The organism is Pseudomonadota bacterium (assembly GCA_030860485.1).
Classification (GTDB): Bacteria; Pseudomonadota; Gammaproteobacteria; order JACCXJ01; family JACCXJ01; genus JACCXJ01.
Genome location: JALZID010000046.1, coordinates 38,104 through 58,173 on the forward strand (window position 1 = coordinate 38,104; position 20,070 = coordinate 58,173).

At 63.1% G+C, this 20,070-nt stretch carries 13 protein-coding genes; 9 read left to right on the forward strand and 4 right to left on the reverse strand.

Annotated features, from left to right (window positions below):
- The 8 genes from M3461_02445 to M3461_02480 all read left to right on the forward strand — a co-directional run bounded on the left by M3461_02445 (window position 1) and on the right by M3461_02480 (window position 13,943).
- Window positions 1-1,965 carry a putative baseplate assembly protein gene (locus M3461_02445; protein MDQ3773303.1) on the forward strand — a complete coding sequence of 655 codons (1,965 nt, stop codon included), beginning with the start codon at window positions 1-3 and terminating at the stop codon, window positions 1,963-1,965.
- Window positions 1,962-4,196, forward strand: a complete 2,235-nt coding sequence (locus M3461_02450; GenBank protein MDQ3773304.1) for a phage tail protein — start codon at window positions 1,962-1,964, stop codon at window positions 4,194-4,196. Before M3461_02445 ends, M3461_02450 begins: the two co-directional genes overlap by 4 nt.
- A complete protein-coding gene (locus tag M3461_02455) occupies window positions 4,193-5,380 on the forward strand; it encodes a hypothetical protein (protein MDQ3773305.1) in 1,188 nt (395 codons plus the stop codon). Before M3461_02450 ends, M3461_02455 begins: the two co-directional genes overlap by 4 nt.
- A 52-nt stretch (window positions 5,381-5,432) precedes the next feature.
- The gene (locus M3461_02460) at window positions 5,433-6,467 is read left to right on the forward strand and encodes a hypothetical protein (GenBank protein MDQ3773306.1); all 1,035 of its coding nucleotides are present in this window, start codon (window positions 5,433-5,435) and stop codon (window positions 6,465-6,467) included.
- Window positions 6,468-6,478: 11 nt separating this feature from the next.
- Window positions 6,479-8,263, forward strand: coding sequence for a DUF4157 domain-containing protein (locus M3461_02465; protein ID MDQ3773307.1), 1,785 nt, complete (start codon window positions 6,479-6,481; stop codon window positions 8,261-8,263).
- A 481-nt stretch (window positions 8,264-8,744) separates the two neighbouring features.
- The gene (locus tag M3461_02470) at window positions 8,745-9,083 is read left to right on the forward strand and encodes a hypothetical protein (GenBank protein ID MDQ3773308.1); all 339 of its coding nucleotides are present in this window, start codon (window positions 8,745-8,747) and stop codon (window positions 9,081-9,083) included.
- 36 nt (window positions 9,084-9,119) lie between these two features.
- Complete coding sequence (locus M3461_02475; protein MDQ3773309.1) at window positions 9,120-13,097, forward strand: DUF4157 domain-containing protein; 3,978 nt, start codon at window positions 9,120-9,122, stop codon at window positions 13,095-13,097.
- Window positions 13,098-13,298: 201 nt separating this feature from the next.
- A complete protein-coding gene (locus M3461_02480; GenBank protein ID MDQ3773310.1) occupies window positions 13,299-13,943 on the forward strand; it encodes a YkgJ family cysteine cluster protein in 645 nt (214 codons plus the stop codon).
- A gap of 258 nt (window positions 13,944-14,201) precedes the next feature.
- Here M3461_02480 and M3461_02485 read toward each other — a convergent pair whose 3' ends face one another.
- The 3 genes from M3461_02485 to M3461_02495 are packed head-to-tail and all read right to left on the reverse strand — an operon-like array spanning window position 14,202 to window position 17,660.
- Window positions 14,202-15,797, reverse strand: coding sequence for an SCO family protein (locus M3461_02485; GenBank protein MDQ3773311.1), 1,596 nt, complete (start codon window positions 15,795-15,797; stop codon window positions 14,202-14,204).
- 12 nt (window positions 15,798-15,809) lie between these two features.
- A complete protein-coding gene (locus M3461_02490) occupies window positions 15,810-16,700 on the reverse strand; it encodes a hypothetical protein (protein MDQ3773312.1) in 891 nt (296 codons plus the stop codon).
- Window positions 16,701-16,727: 27 nt separating this feature from the next.
- On the reverse strand, window positions 16,728-17,660 hold the full coding sequence (locus M3461_02495) for a tyrosinase family protein (protein MDQ3773313.1): 933 nt from the start codon (window positions 17,658-17,660) through the stop codon (window positions 16,728-16,730).
- 545 nt (window positions 17,661-18,205) lie between these two features.
- Between M3461_02495 and M3461_02500 the strand changes: the two genes are divergently transcribed.
- A complete protein-coding gene (locus M3461_02500) occupies window positions 18,206-18,463 on the forward strand; it encodes a hypothetical protein (GenBank protein ID MDQ3773314.1) in 258 nt (85 codons plus the stop codon).
- A gap of 265 nt (window positions 18,464-18,728) precedes the next feature.
- Here M3461_02500 and M3461_02505 read toward each other — a convergent pair whose 3' ends face one another.
- The gene (locus tag M3461_02505; protein ID MDQ3773315.1) at window positions 18,729-20,021 is read right to left on the reverse strand and encodes a DUF4157 domain-containing protein; all 1,293 of its coding nucleotides are present in this window, start codon (window positions 20,019-20,021) and stop codon (window positions 18,729-18,731) included.
- Window positions 20,022-20,070: the final 49 nt, after the last annotated feature.

Here is a 20,070-nt window from a genome sequence, read left to right on the forward strand (position 1 = left end):
ATGCCTCTCGAAGTCCCGAATCTCGACGACCGGCGATGGGCGGATCTCGTCGAAGAAGCCCAAGCGCTGATCCCGCGCCTGGCGCCGCGGTGGACCGACCACAACGTCCACGACCCGGGAATCCCGTTCATCGAGCTATTTGCCTGGCTCGCCGAGATGCAGATCTACCAGGTCAATCGAGTCGGCGAGAAGCACCGCGAAGTGTTCGGCCGCCTCGCGGGCGCGCGCCGGCGGCTGCGCACCCCCGCGCGAGTGGACGTGCTCGCCATCGGCGATCTGAGTCTCCGCGTGCCACTGCCCGCCGAGACGCAGCTCACGCTGCTCGAAGGCGACGAGATCGTGTTCGAGACGACGGACGCAGTGGTCCTCACGCGCAGCCGGCTCCTGCGGGTTGTCGTCGACGATGGCTCGGAGCCGGTCGATCAAACGGAGGCGAACGAGAAATTTGGGATCGCGTTTCTGGCGTTCGGCGAGGAGGCGCGCGCAGGCGCGGAGCTCTGGCTCGGGTTCGACAGTTTCTATCCCGATGAAGAGCAGACGATCCGCCTCGCTGTCGACGTGTTCACCGGCGATCTCGGCGCGCGCTGCGGGTCCGATCTTCCGGTCCCGGCAAACGGCGGGGAGAATGGCGCGGGCGTGCAGCCGGTGGATCTGGCCTGGGAGTACCTCGGCCCTGGCGCGCAATGGCTTCCTCTCACACTCGTCGGGGACGAGACTTACGCATTGTCGCGCAGTGGCGCGGCGACGCTGTCGCTTCCTGCCGATGCGGAGACGCAGCGCGAGCGCGTCTGGATCCGCTCTCGGATCCTTCGCGGCTACTACGACATCGAGCCGCGCCTTCGACACATCGGCGTCAACGGGCTCCCCTGCGCACAAAGGGAAACGGTGCGGAACGAGCTGCTCGGCCGCGGCAACGGCCGGCCGGATCAATCCTTCGAGCTGGCAAAGGGTCCGATCCTCGTTCCCGAATCGGGATCGCCCGCTCAAATCGAGGTCGAGAACGAGCTGTGGGACCCTGTAACGTCGTTCGACGATGCCGGCCCGGTGAGCAAGCAGTACGTCTTCGACGTCGACAGCCGGCGCGTGCTCTTCGGCAATGGGCTGAACGGGCAGGTCCCGATGCCCGGGCAGGACATCCGGGCCCGCTGGTATCAGACATCCGTCGGAAGATCGGGCAACGTTGCGAAAGACCTGCCCTGGAGGTTCCGAACCGCTATCGCTCCCGGCGTGACGCTGACGAATCCCGAGCCCGCGACCGGCGGGTCGGATCCCGAGTCGCTCAACGATCTGGAGCTGCGCGCACGCGCGCTCTTGAATCGTCCGCACCGGGCCGTCACGCTCAGCGACATCGAGCGCCTCGCACTGGGCACGCCGAACGTTTATGTCGCCCGCGCGGCTGCCATCCCCAATTGTCCCACCCCTGAGCGGATCACGGTGGTGGCGGTGCCAAAGATCCGTCCGGGCCGCAAGGGACCCCCGGCGCCGCCATCGGAGGCATTCCTGAGCACGGTCCGCCAGCACCTGCAGCAGCGCCGCCTCCTGTGCGACAACCTGCGCGTCGTCGGACCGATATACCTCGAGGTCCGTGTCTCCGCACGGCTCCGGCTCGCGAAGGGTGCGGGACCTGCGGCCGTCATCGAGCGCGCGCGCCAGGCGCTCGATCGATTCCTCGCCGGTGAGGATCTGGACGCTCTTTCAGAACAAGCGCTCGGGGCCGGCGCGTTGCAGTCGCCGTGTCCCACGCGCTGGCCGTTCGGCCGCTCGGTGTTTCCTTCCGAAATCTACGCGGTACTGGATGGCGTGGCCGGCGTCGACGCGATCTCCAGCTTGGCGTTGAGCGCCAATACGGGCAGTACGTCAATCGCTCCCGACGGCACGGGCGCGATTCCAGTCCCGCGCATCGGCCTCGTCTTCCCCGGCCCGCACGATCTGAGCGTGGGATCCGACGTCAGGAGGAACGGATGAAGCCGGTCGAGCTCCATCGGCAGATCTTCCGCGACTCCTCCCACTGGGAGCACGGCCTGAGCTACAAGCTCCGGCAGCTCGATGGCGGCGGGGTCGCACTGTTCTCGCGCCCCGCGTTCACCGGCTGGGCGACCCGCGACGATGCGGCGCTCGGCGCCGGCAGCCTTGCGGTGGACGACTGTGGCCGGCTGTTCTGGATACACGAGCGGAATTGTCAGCTCTATCGCCGCGACCCCGTCAACGAGCTGGTCGAGCCGATGATTGCGCTCGCCGAGTGCGACGATGACCATCGCCACGTGTTCGGCCGAATGCTTACCTCCGTGGGCCGGTTGTGGATTCTGGATCACACGGGCTCGAGGCTGCTCGCGATCCGGCCCGACACATTTCAGATCATCCGAGAGATCCCCCTGAAAAGACCGGTTGACGTGGCGCTCGGCGCCGGGCGCCTCTTCACGCTCGACGCGGAGGGCATCCGCGCGTATGACATCGACGGCCGGGTGCTCGGCGGGCCTTACCGCGAGCGCCTGCCGAGTCCGGTCGCATTGGGTGCGGGAGCGGATCCACGGGGCAACCAGTGGATCTACGTGGTCGACGCGGGAGCGCGCGGTTTTCTTCGCTACTCGGCCGCTGACGGCACATTCGATTCGGAGCTCGGCACGTTCGATGACGCCGCGCGCGGCTTCATACCGCGGCTGCTCCTCGTCCATCCCGATGGGAATCTCTTCGTGTCGGATGGGTCACCAGTGGCGCACGAGTTCGCACCGGATGGAGGGTACATCGGAGATACCGGAGACGTCAGCCCGTTGTCCGAGATTCTGGGTCTGGCGGTGGATGCGCACGGCGACCTGCATGTGGGATCTCCTGAGGGCATCGCACGCTTCAGCCGCGAGTCCGGCGTTGCCGGGAACAAAGGACAGTTCTACACGCGCACGCTGGACAACGGCACCGAGCACGACGAAGGGTGGCACCGCGTCGATCTCTCAGCGGAGCTCGACGCTGCAGGCGCCCTCGACGTCTACTACGCTTCCGCCAGCGACGCCGGCCTGGCCGGTGCGGTGAATGGCATCTTCGAGCGAAATGTGTCGACGGCCGACAAGGTCACGGCGCTCGAAACGGTCCTCGGCGATCTGTGGAAGGGCCCGCAGGCAGCCGATCTCGCTCAAATGGTTGGACTGCGGAAAGGAGAGGAGCTGCGTGCGGTCGTGCCGGCCGGTGCCGCGACGGCCGCACAAAGCGGCTTCGCGCGGAACATGTCGCACAGCGTGCTCTTCCGCACGGGCACCAAGCGGTATCTGTGGCTCAAGCTGGAGCTGTCCGGGCTCGCTCCCAGGGCCAAGGCGTCCGTGCGCGAGATGCGCGTGTACTACCCGCGGCTGTCGTACCTCCGCTACCTTCCCGCGGTCTACCAGCAGGATCCCGTCAGCCATGAGCTCCTGGAGCGATTTCTCTCGATGTTCGAGACCATCTTCAGCGGGCTCGAAGCGACCATCGAGCGGATCCCCGAAGTGTTCGATCCGGACCTCACGCCCGACGAGTTCCTGGAGTGGCTCGCGCAGTGGCTCGACCTGGGAATCGAGGAAGACTGGCCACCGCGCGTGAAGCGGCGGCTCATCCAGAGCGCCGCCCGCCTCTATCAACGGAAAGGTACGCCGGGCGGCCTGGCGGAATTCATCGAGGTCGTGACGGAAACGCGTCCTATCATTCGGGAGTCGTTCGAGACCGAGCGTCCGTTCATCCTGGGCGATGGCGCGTATCTCGGACTTGATTCGCGTGTCTTTCGCCGCCCGGCGGCAGACCTGCGGCGCGATCAGCGCACCGTTCTGGGATGCTCGTCGATCCTGGGGACGTCGCAGATCTGGGCGAACACACAGGTCGCCGTGGATCCATTTCGAAGCGCGGCACACCGCTTCACGTTGCTGCTCGATCTCTCGCGGAAGCAGTTTCAGCGATACCAGCGCGGCCTGCACCGAATCATTCGAGAAAGTTCGCCGGCCCATGTCGGCTACGACATCCGACTTTTGTCCGGCGCCGGCCTGGGACCCGACGCCGTTCTCGGAGTCAACGTCAGAGTGGAAGATCCGCAGCCTTTCCACCTCGGATACTCGGCCCTCGGGCACTCGATCTGTGTGAGGCGAGTCCGGTACGGGCCCGAGTTAGGCACTGATAGCATCCTGGCGGGGCCGGCTCAGGGATTGAAAAGCGCGTCCGTTGGTCCCTACGGAGAACGATGATGTACGAAAACGAATCAACTCAGTGTGACGTCTGCAAGGTTCCTCGCTTCGAACGGAACAACTATTTCCACGGCAAGATGCTGAGCGCGCGCGACCTCGCTGCCGAGCAGGAATACTTGAACGAGAAACGCTGGCTGATCAATCGGATGATTCTCGGCTGGGGCGTCGTATGCGGCCTCGACGTGTGCCTGGAGAACGGCTGCCTTGTCGTGCGGCCCGGACTGGCGCTGGACTGTTGCGGCCGCGAGCTGCTCGTCTGCGAGCCGGCGATGGTGCACGCGGGCAAGATCGCCGAAGAGCTGGGGGTCGATCCCTGCGGCAAATACGAGCCGATCCCGTGGGCGCTGTGTCTGGAATACCGCGAGTGCCGAACCGAGCCCGTCAAGCTGCCCCCTTCCTGCGATCAAAAGGAGCGCGGGCGCGAGTACAACCGCATTCGAGATGACTACCGGCTCAGCATTCGCCGTTGGAAAGACGCTTGTCCTGAGGACCATAGCGAGGAGTGCTGTCCTTACGAAAGCCTCGGCCGTGAGACGCCGATTCACAAAGCCCTCGTTGCGAGATCGCAGAAGTGTCCCAAATGCAAGGACTGCGAGTGCGTCCTCCTGGCCACGGGGACGCTGACGACAGGGCAGTATCCGCAAATCAGCCTGGATGCGGACGACTGGAAGTACCGCAAAATCGTCTACACCAACTCCGCTCTGGCAAGTCTCCTCCGCTGTTTCCACGGAGGACTGGCGCATATCAAAGAAATCAACTGGGAGCCGGGCTGTCACTACGACATCGATGACTTTTTCGATCTGCTCGGCAAGGAACATTTGAAGGTCACGTTTGACCAGCCGATGAATCAACGCACCGTGACAAACGTCCGAAGCTGCCGCTTGTCCATCTTCATCTCGCCGGATGGAGAGAGCTGTCCGGTGCCGGTCCTCATACCGGTCGAGCGGATCGAGTATGATGACTGCACTGCCATCTATTGCTTCGACGACGACTGCATCGAGCGCGAGTTGCGAACCTCGTGCAAGAAGCTCAAGAAGGCGGCCGATGTCGAACTCGTCCTACACGGCAGCATGATCCACAACAAGAGCGGCCACGCTCTGGATGCAGAGCTGATCGCAGACTTCCCGACGGGCAACGGCGTCGAGGGAGGTGAATTCATCGCCTATTTCAGTGTGGGGCCGTGACCTCTGGATCATCCGATCGCCGGCGCAGCAACTGAGGATTAAGGGGCAGGTTATGATGACGAAGACGACGAACGATTGCACGACCAAGGGCCTGTGCTATTACGAATCTTTGACCAGGACGAGGTTCTTCCATGGCATGCTCTTGACGGATGACCATCTGCGTGCCGAGCAGACGTATCATCGTGAAGCGCTCAAGCGAGTCAATCGCTACCTTTGGGGTTCGGGCATTGTCTGCGGCCTTGAGGTCAAGTGCACGAGCGGGCTCTGCATCAAAGTGCATCCCGGACTGGCGCTGGACTGCTACGGCAATGTGATCGAGGTATGCAAATGCATCACGCTTGATCTCTCGGAAGAGTGCAAAAAGGCGTATCCGGGAGCCTGTGTTCCCGCGTACGCCAAGCCGATCTGTAAGTACCTTGTTCTTCGCTACGTGGAGATCCCAGCCGACCCTGAACCCGTGCTGACCGCGAGCGACGATTGCACCCCTCCCGGCGAGGGAACAAAGTGCGAGGCTTCGAAATACCGCGAAGGCTTCTGTCTGGAGCTCCGGGACAAATGCCCCGACTGCCCCCCCTGCCCCCCTTGCCCGGATGAGGAGAAGGAACGCGCCGAGGGCCTGGTGGCTACCATGTGGAGGCTATCCAAGAACCAAGGCGACAAGTACGTCACCGACCAGATGCACGCACTGAAACCTGATTGCATGGAGTCTCCCCCGTGCCCGGACTGCCATTGCGACGACGGCGCTGTGGGTCTTGCCAAGCTGGAGATCGATTGCGAAAATAACACCGTCGAGGTGAAGTGCGAGTGCCGCCAATACATCTGGAGCCCGCGCCTGCTGCGCTGGCTGATCTGTGGTCTCTTCGGCGACATCGACAAGCTGACGACCGATACGACGGGGCTCTACGAGAGCTTCCCGCCGGCGGACGCCATCTACGCCAACCCAATGCAGGCGGCCTGGGATATCGGTACCGTAGCGCTGAGCGCCCGCAGAATCATGCATCTGCAGCAGGAGCTCCACAACCTCAACGCGCGAGTGGCCGCCGTCGAGAAGGCGCAGGCGCCGAAGGGCAAGTCGAAGGACCAATGAGGTAGACGTCGATGGCGGAGGCAGTGGCCGCCCGACAGACTGCACAGTGGCAACGCGCCGATCCGCAGCGTCGCGCTGCCCGTCCGGCACGGCCGGGAGCCATGCCCGCGCGCGCGGGCATCGACCATCTGCAGCGGGCGCTCGGCAACCGCGGGATGTATCAGCTCCTGCGTTCGGGCGCGATTCAGGCGAAGCTCGCGGTCGGCCCAGCCGACGACGAGTACGAGCGCGAAGCGGATCGCGTAGCTGACACAGTCATGCGAATGTCGGATCCCACGGCTAGTATCAGACAGTCCGCCGCGATGAAGATTCAGCGGATCTGTCCCGAATCCGAGGCCGAGCTGCGCCGTCAGCCGGCGTTCATATCAGGCCAGGGTGTAAACGCGATTAGTCGCAAGTGCGGGCCGTGCGAAGAAGATCTCCGCCGTGCCGTTTCGGGCGGCGTTGTGCACGCCGGAGACGTTGATGGTGAGACAGAGTCCGGGATCAACGCTCTTCGCGGTGGGGGACAACCACTGTCGAATTCGGCCCGATCCTTCTTCGAGCCGCGATTCGACAGCGATCTCGGCCACGTGCGGATTCACACCGGCGCCTCCGCGGTGCTGACCGCGCGGAGTGTCCAGGCACGCGCGTTTACCCTTGGCAACGACATCGTCTTCGCCGCGGGCCAGTATTCGCCGGACACGAAGTCCGGCAGAGCCCTCATCGCTCACGAACTGGCTCACACGTTTCAGCAGTCGCCCGATCCCCGGCGCGTCCGTCGTTTCGTCGAATGTCTGCCGGTGACGATGCAGCTCGGCCCCGATGAGGAGCGATGCCCGAAAAGAGCGGCCGGCGAGATTGGACGCTCGCGCAGCACCCCCATGTTTGTGTGGGATATGACCAATCCCAGCGGGTGGCTGATCGAGAGCTTTGCGATCGGGCACAGCGACATTAAGCCCAATCTCCCGAGCAATCAACGCTGGTCAGCGTTCCTGCAATACATGACGAATGCGGCAGACACGCACTGGGAGATCCTGGGGTTCAGTGACTGCCGAGGTTCGGAAACGACGAACAAGAGTCTCAGGAAGGCGCGCGCGCAGTCGGTGTTCGATGAACTGCCCGCATCAGTGCAGCTGCGAATCGACACCGTGGAGGCGGCGCCGCTTCACGACTGCATCGTGTCGAACACCGCCGAGATCGGACGCGCGATGAATCGCTCCGCATTCATCCGGATCACGGCGCTGTCGATCGAGGGCGACACCGTGACAGGCAAGCGGCCGAAGCCGAAGCCGCGGCCGACGGCGCGTACGGTCGACTGCCACCAATCCGAACAGAACGAGATCGCCGTAGCGTACCCAATTGCTATAGATATGGTGGACAAGGCGCTCGAGGTGATGGCGAGCGACACAACGGAGCGAAAAGACCTGCTCGAGAAATGGTGCAATGATTCCAGCGTGTCTACGGTTTGGCGGGTCAGGGCGGGCTTCCAGCGGCTCAGGCGAGGCATCACCACCAGTTTCAAATTCGAGTGCGAGCATAAGGGCGAGTGGTTTTACGACCACTTCTGTGATTCAGCCTACGCATACGTGAGGGGCTATGTGGGATTCCGCGTTCACCTCTGCGAGCACATGTTCGGCCGCCCTGCTCCGGAGATGGCAAAGACGATCGTGCACGAGTGCAGCCACATGTTCGATTTCACCGACGACGAAGAATACTGCCCGTCGTCCGGTTGCCCGAAATCGCTGGATCGCTGGGATGCGATCGACAATGCGGACTCCTATGCCTGGTTTGCATATGACGCGTACCACCTCTGAGGCTCAGAGGTGCACTGATGCGTGGGCTATTGATTGGCCAGGCCAATCGGGCCTCTGTCGTGGAGGACTACTTCGTCACCGTAGCAGGCATCGATCGCGGGCGGGTGTTGCTCGAGTTCGCTGCCGATGCGGAGTATCTCGATACGAACGAGACGGCGACGGGACGCGCGGCGAACCGAGCGGTGGCCGTGTATCTGGGGGCAGGTTTATCTACATCGCGGTCAGCGCCGCCGGCGCGCCATGTCCCTGTCGGTGCGCCGGCAGATTGCAGACCGGCGAGCGGGATTCCGCCAACCGATTGCTCTCTTTACGCGGCCAATGAATTCTGGCTGCCGGGTGCCTACGTCCAGAATGCGACTTGCGCTTGTCAAGAGACTCCCAAGTCCACGACCGCCAATTGCGTACGAAAGTTCTTGCAGGATCGACTCAGGGCCACGCGCAATCGACGAATTTCTGGTCACGCTATAACCAATTGGAATACATGAGCAAAGCCGAGTACGACCAGGAGTTGCTCGATCGGGGGTTGATACATACCATCTTCCATGACCACGTGGACGCGTACAGCAATTGTTCCAGCACATCCCTTCCCGGCGTGGATTGGTGTCACGACGACCCGGATGGATTGCCCGGCGGTAGGAACGACGATCCGGTATGCTGGCCCCTGCCACGGCACTCGGGGCGCATGGTGAGCTTTCTCCGCGTCTGCGAAGGTCATACCCGCTCGCGCGACCCGCTCCTGCACAACACGATCGTCATGCAGCCTGGTGGCATCACGCTGACCCCGAGCTCCAGTTGTGCGGCAGGTGGCGCATGCCCGTGAAGAACCCTGGTCGGCCGATTGTCCAAGGGTGCGTCGATGGCTGAGGTTGTAGCCGCCCGTCAACCCGCGCAGGCGCAGCGCGCCGATCCCCAGCGTTCCGCCGGCCATCCTGAACGGCAGGGCGCCATGCCCGCGCGCGCGGGCATCGACCGCCTGCAGCGGGCGCTCGGCAACCGCGGGATGGCTCGTCTCCTGCGCTCGGGCGCGATACAGGCGAAGCTCGCGGTCGGCCCCGCCGACGATGAGTACGAGCGCGAAGCGGACCGTGTGGCCGACGACGTCATGCGCATGCCGGATCCGACATCCACGGTCACGGCCCAGCGCTCGACGCTGCGAGTCCAGCGGGTGTGTCCCGAGTGCGAAGAAGAGCCCCAACGAGCGCCGCTTGCGATCCAGCGTGTCTGTCCGGAATGTGACGAGGAGGCTCAACGATCGCCGCTTCCCATCCAGCGTGCCTGTCAGGAATGCGAGGAACTGCAACCGAAGTCTTCGGCAACAACGCTCAGCGGACCCGAGCAGATCAGCCGCAAGTGCCCCAAGTGCGATGAGAAGGCTCGTCGTCAGACGCAAGAAGGTGACGCGGTCCAGCGCAAGCCCGACCCCACCGACGAAAAGGACGAGGAAGAGGAGGGCATCGTTCAGGCGAAAAGCAAGGCGGGTGATCCTCCCGAGCCTTCCTGCGAGCTGGAATCCTACGTCGCCTCGAGCCGAGGTGGCGGGCAGCCGCTGCCGCGTTCGACTCGCGAACACTTCGAGGCGCGATTCGGTCACGACTTCAGCGGCGTCCGCGTCCACACCGAAAGCCGCTCCGCGGACGCCGCGGCAGAGATCAACTCCTACGCGTTCGCGACGGGTTCCGACATTCATTTCGGCTCCGGTCGGTTCCAGCCTGGCACTCCGCAGGGCGACCGCCTACTGGGCCACGAGCTGACGCATGTGCTTCAACAGGGTAACGCTGTGGGCCGCACGACGATGTCGTTCGCCCGCAAGAGCGCGTCCATCAGCAATCGGATCATTGATCCCGACGATTCGCTGGAGCAGAACGCAGATCCCGTAGCGGAGCAAATTGTCTCGTCTACGCCTGTGGGAGCAGTGCAGAAGGATTTTGGTCAGGATTTAAGTCGTGTGCGTGTGCATACCGATAGCAAGGCGGCAAAGTCGGCACGAGCAATCCAGAGTAAAACGGGGTCAGACCCCATTGGTCCCCACGGGCACGAGCTGACCCACGTGCGCCAACAGTCCACCTCCGGATCCCACGTTCAGCGCCAGCCGGAGCCGGGCGCGGGGACGCTCACCGAACCTCCTACCGAGCGTCCGGAGCCGCTGCCCGCCGGCGGCGAGCCCGAAGCCGCCCGTGAGGCAGGCCTTCCGCCGGACGTAGCGCGGCGCATCATCTACGCTGCGACCGTCCTGCGGCGGATCACGCCGCTTCCGGAGGAGGACCGCGTGAGCCTCGATGAGATCATCCCGGGGACGGAGATCTACAAGCGCATCAAGCAGCGTGACGCGTTGCGCGAGCAGCTGAACACTACCCTGGAGACCATCACGTCCTTAGAGACCGATCACCCCTACGACCCCGATATTCCCATGGAGTACCAGCACGTCATGGAGGGCCTGGACGCCACGGCGGCGCAGCTGACACAGAAGGTCGAGCGGCTTGACAACCAGATCGAGTTGGAGCTCGCCAGGTTCGGGACGGATGAGGCCGGCCTGGTCGAGCTCGTGAACGAGCGCTTCCCGAAAATTTGGGAGCGGCGGGCGAAGGAGATCACCTATACCATGCTCGACGAGAACGAGGAGGTCGCCAAGTACGAATGCGAGCGCTACTCCCAGCAGGTTTGCTCCCCCGATACCGTGGGGCTGCTGGAGGCAGACCGTCGCTTGGTCGAGCTCTCCGCAAGCATCGCGGCCGACGAGGAGGCCCTCAACCGCGCGGCCGCGTACCGGTCCATGATCGTGGCCGGGCCGGAACCGCGTACTCCCGAAGAACTCGGGATTCCGGAAAGTGAATCATCGCTCATCGTGTATATCTACAACTTCGACGAGTACCAAGAGTCCCTGGAGCGGCGGAAGGCGAAGTATGAGGCCGAGCGGGCCAACCTGATTCCCGAATTCCCGATCCTTGGCGCCAAGGGGTACGTCCCGGGGGCTTTCTCCGACGTGCCCGAGGAGGACCTCGCCAAGCTCGTAGGGGAACCCATCGACGAGATCCTCGAGAACATCGAGGACACCCGGGACAACATCGAGGATGACACGATCCGGGTGTGGGACCTGCACGACGTCCCGGCACTGGCCTTCCACGAGCTCGGGGTGGCCGAGGACTCCGTCCTGGGTGATGCGGTCCGGAGCTACATCGAGGACAAGAAGTCCGACGAGTCCTGGATCGACATCGCGTTAGCCGCGGTCGGGCTGGTGGCGGGCCTCATCGCCGTCTTCGCCACTGGCGGCCTCGCGCTGGCTGCGGGGATCATCGCGGTCGGGGCCGGTGGCGCCAGCCTCTACCGGTCGGCGAGCCGCTACGGGGCGGAGTCCGCGGCGGAAAACGTGTCGCTGGACCCGGTCATCGCGGACATCTCGGTCAACGAGCCCGAGCTCCTCTGGGTCGTCCTCGATGTCGTCGGCCTGGGGCTGGATGTGGGCGACGTCATCAAGCTCCTCCGGCCGGCCGCCCGGGCGGTTATGGCCACCGGCGACATCGCCACCTTCGCCAGCGATGTGGAGCGGCTGGCGCCCGAGGTCGCCGACCGGCTGGTCAAGAGTGCCCGCGGTCAGCTCCTCGAGCGCACGGGCCGCGAAGTGGCGAGCGATGCCGATCTCGTGGCTGGAGCGGCCGGCAAGGTCGGGCGCGATCTCAGCCCCGACGAACTGGACGCCGAGCTGCGGGTCGTGGCCCGCTCCGAGCCCGAGCAGCTTGCCCCCGGAGGCGAGTACCTGATGGAGGTCGCGGTGCCCAGCTCCACGCACAAGTGGCGCTTGCGCCGCGACGGCGTCTGGTGCCGCTTCTCCAACGGCGATCTCTGCCTCATCCCGGCCTACGTCCCGCCGAGGATGCGCGCCCTCGTCGTGGAGGGCGGGCGCGTGTCCGCCGCCCAGGCCCGCAAGGTCCTCGCCGCGCTGCAGGCCGATTTCCCGATCCTGCGCGAGTTCCCACTGAACCTCGCCGCGATCCAGCGCGTCCTGGCCAAGGGTCCGCTGGTGGATCACATGAAGGGCCAGCTGCTGGAGGAGCTCCTGGCTGTATGGATCCGCAAGTCGCTACGGTCGCGGGCCGGCCGCGCCGCCCTCGGCCTCGGCGAGGGGGAAGGCAAGCTCGTCTTCATCGAAGGCTGGCGGATCACCGACGCCGCCGGTCAGCCGTTCACCGACGGCATCATCGCCATAGAACGCGGCGGGCGACTCGAGGTCAAGCTGGTGCTCGAGGCGAAATCCGGCGCCCGCACGGCTGAGGGCCTCGCGCGCGATGTCGAGACGGTTCGGAAGATGGCCCGGGCGCAGCGCCTGGAGCTCTTCCGCGAAATCAGGGAGGAATATCGCAACGCTTTGGAGGACTACATCCGCACGAACTATCCGGAAGCAATCGCCGCCTACAAGGCCCGCACCTCCCTAGCGCCCCCGAACCTCACCTCCAGGGCGGACAAGTTCGAGGAGCTGCCGTTCAGCGCCCTGCCGGAAGACCTCATCATCGACGTGGCCACGCACCCGCGCTTCCGGCGCGGCGAGGCGGGGCGTATCCTGACCTCGGGGCAAGGCGGACAGGTGACGCGGGACATCGAGCGCTCCTTCCAGGGCGGGATCCGCGTCGACGGCGCGGAGAAGACGGTCGCGGTGACGGCCGGCCCACAGAGCACCCGGTTTATCGCGGCGGTCCCGGAGGACGTCGACACCCAGTTCATCCAGGAGAGCCTGGCGCAGCTCGGCTACGGCATCGATGCCGCGCGCTTCCCGATCTCGGCGGAGGACATCGTTAGCCTGACGACGGAGCTCGCTGCCCGCATCAGCGCGGCGGCTCAATGAGCTCTCCGGCTGAAATAATAGGAAATAAGGCCAATAGGGCCACAGGGGACAGACCGACCTGAACAGGGCAGTGGTGAACCATTGATTCAGGCCAACTATACATGCTGATAACCCATGAGTTGGTAACTCAAAAACGCTTGATCACAGAAATCTTCAAGATGAACCAGTGAAATAAGGCCTTTACTGTTTGTGGAAAATCCCATGCCAGATCAAGACAATCTTCCCAACGACGACGATCCTAGCCTAGACAAGCTGCGCGGCGAAGTGGCGGGTGGACTACGGTACGCACACACTCGTGCTAACGCCAACACCAGAAAGCTGCTGGAGATAGCCTCGTTTGCCTATGCGGCCATTGAGCTCCTGGCAGAAAAGGGTTTACTGGAAACCACCGAATTGGATGAGCGAAAGAAGGCCATTGCAGGCCGCCTGGTCCAGAAATTCATCAATGAAGGCATGGGCCTCAGTTATCAAGAGCGGGAGCAGGACAAATATACGTTCGAAGCGGTGCACATCGACTGTGAAGCGCGGCTGCCACTGTGCAAGGCGGCCTGTTGCAAACTACGCTTTGCACTCTCGAAGCAGGATGTAGAGGAGGGGATCGTCAAGTGGAACTTTGCCCGTCCCTACCTCATTGCACGGGGTGAGGACGGCTACTGCATCCACCTGAAACGCGATAGCTTGGGCTGTGGGATCCATTCGCATCGGCCCGTCCCCTGTCGTGGTTATGACTGCCGCGCGGACCAGCGGATTTGGGCCGACTTTGAAGCGAGAATCGTCAGCCCCGAACTGGAAAAGCTATTGCAAGCACGAGATGGCGTAGAAGTTAAAGCGAGTGATGAAACATAGGGGATGTGTATGTTTGGCAGAGTCCAACAATCCTTATTCCTATAGGCTGCGGGATGTATTTGGAGGTTTGTGTGCGGTAATAGTTACACAGGACCCCGTGTGTATAGCAGGCGTGTGCTCCGGTGCGTATGTTCTTGTTCCTGCTGTTGGGGATCAAGAATTAAGAAGCGCCGGGTGGTCTTCTGGCTTTACCGCGTAATGACTGCGGGAAGATCCGCCCCGGCGGCGCGTCGGAAAATTGCGTGCGGGATATTTGACTTAGCAGCTCGTTAAAGGGCTGCGGCCGTTCGTGGCGCTCAGCGCACTCAAGAGCGAACCCGCCAACGTCAACGCGACGCCCCAGTCGGCGGCGTTCTCCCAACCGAGCGTCATATTCGAGACGACGATCGCAAGAGCACCGGCGCTGACCAGATAAAACCCACTCATTCGACCCGTTAAGCGTCCGCGGAGCCACACGCTGGCAAGGTTAATCAGCATCACTGCGACGAACACTGGTTGCAGCCACGGAGAATACGGAATTTGATTCAAACCCGCAACGCTGAACACACTCAGATACCCGGCCCAACAGATCGGACACTTCGGGAAAAACGCCACCCCGAGGGACGCCAGTGTGCCAAACATCGGTGATACTATCTTATGGCGTGCCGGACGGTCTGCTGGCTCCGGAGAGACCTGAGATGTCGTCTCGTGACTTTTCTCTTTCAGCACCTCGATTGTGCGATTCACAACCTGCTGCTCATCCCAGTGGATGCGCTCGAAGGATGCGGCAATCCGCCCCTCGGCATCGAGGATGTAAGCCTCGATGCGGTGCCGATTCACCAGCGACTCGATGAAGTTGACCCCGAGCTTGAAGTGCCTGCGAAGTGCGTTGCCACCGTCAGTCGCTCTCAGCATTCGATGGCGGGCGTCCAAGCGCAGGCCACGGTTCTGCCCATAGCCGCGAAGACGTTCGGGGAGATCGAACGCGGGATCGTACGTAATCGCCGCGGTGTGTATTTGATCGGCGAGTCCCCGTGCCTCTAACAACATCTGAATTCGGGCGAGCTTCGTGACCGTGAGCGAGCATTTCAGCGGGTTGTCGCAGCGCGTGTAGAAAAAGACGACGATGCAAGGGTGCCCTCGGAAGAATTCCTTGAAGGTGATCGATGCGCCCTCGTGATCCTCGAAAACGGTTGACTCGATCGGCTCACAGCCGCGACGGGAACTGAGCGCCCATGAAAAAGTGTTACGCAGACCGCTCGACAGCGTACAGCACGTGTCGGTGCCGAGCTCATCGACTTGATCGACGCCGCGGATTGCCTCCACGGCTCGGTCTACATCGATCAGCCGCTTCTTGGAGAGCCCTCCAGGTTGCGCGCGCAGCGACTCGAGCTCACGCAGAGCTCCTCGCGCATGGGGACCGAGCCATGCCAACGTCGTGAGCAATTCACCAACAGGAGTCGTGCCTGTGGACGAGATCGCGTATTCACCATAGTTCTCGAAGGACACAGGCTCGTCGCGATAGCGGATGTTGGTGAGCGCGCGCATCACGAATGGAGCGAGGGCCGCCGTAGGGCGTGGGTAAGACCGTAGTGCGCGCGCGGCTGCCGCGACGAGATAGGCATCAACTCCAGTGTCGAGCTCTTCGAGGACGAAGAGGAGCGCGGCGTCCGACACCTCGGCGTGCGCGAGGGCGAGCAGGACCCAGCCGCGCATCCGGACGGTCGCCGCGGTGCCGCGCTGGTCGTAGAGCGGGTGATCTTCGCGCAGCAGATCCGTCAACTGCTCGCGTCGATCCGGATCAGCGGCGAGCGCGTCGACCAGCGCCGCAAACTGCGGCTCTGACTGCGCGCTCGCCGTTGCGATGTTCTGCATCGATCGCCACCTTTACCGACGGTACTTGCTGAGGAACCGGCGAGCACTCTGTTTGACCTTCGTTGACGCCTTGGCACTCAGGCGATCGACGCTCTTCAGCAGCGCCTCGTCATTAGCAACGGCTGCGTCGTCGCCAAATTGTGTGAGCGCGGTCAGGCTTGTGGCTTGGATCTCGTCATATTCCGAGGTGTCGAGCAGCATCTCGCGCGCGTGCGCCCGCAGTTTCTCTGGCTTGAGCGCATGCAGCGCGGAGGCCGAGATTTGCCGAGTCTCAGCCGATTCGTCTTTGTCGCGCAGGATCTTCTCGAACACCGGTGCGGCGGTGGCGTCCGCCGCGAGCAGTCGCAGGGCCTCTCGCTTTGCGTCGTCGTTTGGCGGCTTCCTGACGATGTCACGCGCTACCGAATAGGCTTCCGCGTGCACGTCATAACTGAGGAGTTGCAGCGCCTTCTCAGGTGGGACCAATGCTTTTTCAGGGTTCTGCAACCCTTCGAGGAGTTTCTTCTGCGCGAAGCCGTCTTTCTCGCGTGCGAGCAGGCCGAGCACACGCTGACGTAGCTCCGGGTCCGGGTCTACCGCGACCTCGCGTAAGGTGGCAATGTAGTCCCCGCGACACGATTCGAATGCGACGACGCTGAAGCTCGCCGCCGCGAGCGACTGCAACGCCGCAAGCCGCACCGCCACGGGCTCGTTCTGATCGCGAAGGACGTTCAACAGCGCCTGCAGGCTCTCGTCGCTGCCACATACGGCCAGAGGCGCTTCCGCCAGGGCCGCAACTCGCTCCTTGACGGTCCTTCGCGCACTTGTCCCGATTGACAACGCAGTTCGGGCCGACCTGGTCGCCGCACTCTTCGGCTTCTTCGCCGCCTTTGAGCTTTTTGCAGCTTTACGTTTCGTGGTCATGGTTCCTATCTCCTCGTGCAAGGCACGTTAGGCAAATCGCACATCGTCGTAATCGAATCCCATGCGTGAAAGGGCGTTGACGGAGCCCTGGTAATCCAGGCTGCTCCGCACTCGCGGTTGTGGCCCCGGCGCACTGACACACAGCGACGCGGCCATCGCGCCACCGGGAGCCGTCGGAGGACGCGCGCCCCCGGTGATCCCGTTCCACGGCCACATTGTGTCAGGCAGGTTATGGCCGATCGGATTCCCGGGATTGCTGTCATACGAGGCCGCCTGCGCCGGATCGAAGCGGCCAAGCTGTTGCTGCCATTTTGCCCACAGTCGATCGACGTTGCAGTGAAGCAGGAAGAACAGCGGATCTCGCGCGGCGGTATGGATGCTGGAGACGGAACCGCCGAAGCTGGTATGCGCTGATCCGTGCGGGTTGCCCTCCAGTGTCCGGAACCGTGGGTACTGATTACCAAGGGCCAGCGTCTGCGCCTCGGTGCGGAGGCCAGGCGGCGCCGCGGCGGTGTTGAAGAAGGGTCGGCGATTAATTCCCTGAACGCCGTCGGTTCTCCAGAATTGTAGCGGGTTGGTTGGGCTGAACTGGACGGTGCCAATTGCATTGGAGACACCGAGGAACTCGCGTGTAAAGATGTTTGGCGCGGGCTGGTCGAAGCGCCAGTAGGGCAATGAGACGCTCGGGTCGATAGCTTGAAGCTCGCGTTCGAGATCGAGGAGGTAAGCGCGGTGCCAGGGAAGAAAACCCGGTGCGCCATGGGCCTGCGGCGAGCTCACGTTGGTGTGCATGTCGCGAAAGTCCGTGAAACGCCCCGCGCCCTGGTTATTGAGCTGCGCGAATGCCGACACGAGGCGGTCGCGTTCTCCCGGCGTCAGCGTGTTAGCGTTCTTTCGGATGCGCACCATCACCTGCATCGAGCCAACCAGTGTGGCTGCGGTGCGGGCTTCGATTGTCACATCTCCATTGTTGACGCTGGGTCGCCCGAACCTGCCGGCGACGAAAAACGGAACGGAGGCACCACTGATTGGGACCGGGACTGTCAGACTGTTGGAGAACGCTCCCGTTGTCCTCCGGAACACGACCGCGCCACCACTAGCCGTCGATCTCCCCGCAATTTGCAAATTGACTACGGGCGAGGTAGCGCCGGACGGATCGGTCACGCGGATCCGGCATGGAGACGGAACCCACGAGACGAATCGCGCTCTGGGGTCTACGCTGTTGTTGATCTGCAACTCAACTTTCATTGTCATGCCTCCTATGACGAGTTTCTCAGCTTCTTCTTATTAGATTGCAAGCAGTATATTTTGACCATCGGAAGATGGTTACTGACCTGGAACAAGGAACATATTACGGGCCGACATGGGCAGCGGTTCACCAGCGCCGCGCGACGTCGTGAGATAAAATAAGACTCGAGGCCGGGCGTGGGGCCGGGCGGCTCCGATGCACCCGCTGACTTGGCCTGGAGCACTCCTTCCTCCTCTTCATCAGGCGCCGACCGCCGTTGGCGTTCCTCTTCGCACTCTTGGCAGACTCGCTGGATTGTCAACGGCGCGCGCTGGATGGATGTCGGCTCTTGCAGGTCCGGCATGCGCATGACCTCATCGGCCACACGGTCGGCCTCGCGCTCGTACTTGTCACCGGCGCGGCCAACGGTGAGCGTGGGCTGGATGAGCTGCGAGTGAAGCCATCGCGCAGTAGCCCTGTTGCCGACCGTTCGCTGAAGGTGCTGGACCTGAGCGCCCGGTTCGGTTCGACGTAACTGCGGAGACCGGACGGCAGACGTGCGTCCGGAGCTCCGAGATCCGGTCTTGCGGCTCATCCGTTGTAGTAGTGTCGCTATCGCCAGTGTTGCGTGTGGGGGGCCTGCAGACAGGTCGGGGCGGAAGCAGCCCCTCTCTCCGCTCCCTAATTCTAGATCATTTGCAGCCATTCACTCGATGGTCGTGGGCCAGGGCGCGGCGGAAGGAGAGGGGCCGCGCCGCAGCGGCCGGGCCCACGCCGGCCCAATGTTAGCGGAGCTATGACTAAGGATTCGGGAGAAAGACCCGCGTCAGCACCTGACGATCCTTCGGGCCAGTGGCTCCCGCCTCGCCGCACGTAAATACACCAGGCCGAACTTCCTGACACTCAGATCGCAGTTCGGCCTCTGGAGGATTGGCAATTCGGGTTGGATCGATGCCTTCTCCCTCGAGCGCGTCTGCAATCATCTCGGCGCGTCGTTGGCCTAAAGCTATGTTGTACTCGTCGGAGCCTTCGGGGGACGCCCTGCCGACGAGTTGCACCTTCAGGGCCGGATTGTCCCGCAACTGCGTGACCAGCTCTTTGAAGTTTGCGCTCCCCTCAGCGGTGAGACTGTCGCTGAGAGCCCTTTTTCCTGCCGCTTGCGGCGACGGCTTATCTCTTTGAAAGAAGATCTGCAGAGGGGAGGGCAAAGGTCTTGGGGGCGGTGGAGGCGGAGGTGGGAGGACGCAGGAGTCCCCCTTAGGAATCAGGGGGAGTACACAACATTCTCCCTTGGATGTTTGTTGTCCTGGAAGGCACAGATCTGGTGGCGGTGGCGGCGGGAGCGCCGTGCAATTCTCTTGCGCCGCGTCGGGAGTGGTGTCTTCCGGGCAGCATCTCGGGTTGAGCGCGTTGATGACTATCCGCTCCGGCGCGCAACACACCCGCGCGTTCTCATCGGGTGTTCCTGTCTTGCAGCACTGCCCTTTGTGTTCCTTGGTCGCGCCAGGTTTGAAGCCGGGCGGGCATGTGATCTCCGTGGCCGGCTTGTCTCTGCAATTGACGCCGGGAATCTTGCAGATCGCTTCGATGACGTCCTTGGAACATCCTCTCCCGAGAGGAGTTTTCGCACAACAGTTGACGAAATCCTGAAACCGACGCGCGGCGAGATCGATGCTGCAGTCGAAATCCGGTTCAGGGAAATCAGGTGGTCCTGGAGGCTCGGGCTGCCGTTGAACTTCATCGCGCTGGGCTGGAGATTCGAGCGCACCGCCTGATTGCTGGACGACATGCGTCAGCTCGTGAGCCAGGAGGCGATCGCCTTCCGAGGTCCCTGGACGGAAACGGCCAGGCGCAAAGTGGATGTTCGCACCGGTTGTGAAGGCCTGCGCGTTGATCTCGGCGGCGGCGTTTGCCGCGCGGTTGTCGGTGTGCACCCGCACGCCACTCAAATCGTACCCGAAGCGCGGCTCGAAGTAGCCTCGAGCAGAGACAGGCAGCGCCTGGCCGGCCCCCTGCGACGTCATCAGATAAGATTCGAGCCCGGGGGTGACGCCGGGCGGCTCCCATGCACCCGCTGACTTGGCCTGGAGCACTCCTTCCTCCTCTTCATCAGGCGCCGACCGCCGTTGGCGTCCTCTTCGC

Coding starts and splice junctions, on each gene's coding strand:
- M3461_02485 (MDQ3773311.1), bottom strand. CDS start 15,797: ATGCAGAACATCGCAACGGCGAGCGCGCAGTCAGAGCCGCAGTTTGCG.
- M3461_02480 (MDQ3773310.1), top strand. CDS start 13,299: ATGCCAGATCAAGACAATCTTCCCAACGACGACGATCCTAGCCTAGAC.
- M3461_02490 (MDQ3773312.1), bottom strand. CDS start 16,700: ATGACCACGAAACGTAAAGCTGCAAAAAGCTCAAAGGCGGCGAAGAAG.
- M3461_02460 (MDQ3773306.1), top strand. CDS start 5,433: ATGATGACGAAGACGACGAACGATTGCACGACCAAGGGCCTGTGCTAT.
- M3461_02445 (MDQ3773303.1), top strand. CDS start 1: ATGCCTCTCGAAGTCCCGAATCTCGACGACCGGCGATGGGCGGATCTC.
- M3461_02455 (MDQ3773305.1), top strand. CDS start 4,193: ATGATGTACGAAAACGAATCAACTCAGTGTGACGTCTGCAAGGTTCCT.
- M3461_02465 (MDQ3773307.1), top strand. CDS start 6,479: ATGGCGGAGGCAGTGGCCGCCCGACAGACTGCACAGTGGCAACGCGCC.
- M3461_02470 (MDQ3773308.1), top strand. CDS start 8,745: ATGAGCAAAGCCGAGTACGACCAGGAGTTGCTCGATCGGGGGTTGATA.
- M3461_02450 (MDQ3773304.1), top strand. CDS start 1,962: ATGAAGCCGGTCGAGCTCCATCGGCAGATCTTCCGCGACTCCTCCCAC.
- M3461_02475 (MDQ3773309.1), top strand. CDS start 9,120: ATGGCTGAGGTTGTAGCCGCCCGTCAACCCGCGCAGGCGCAGCGCGCC.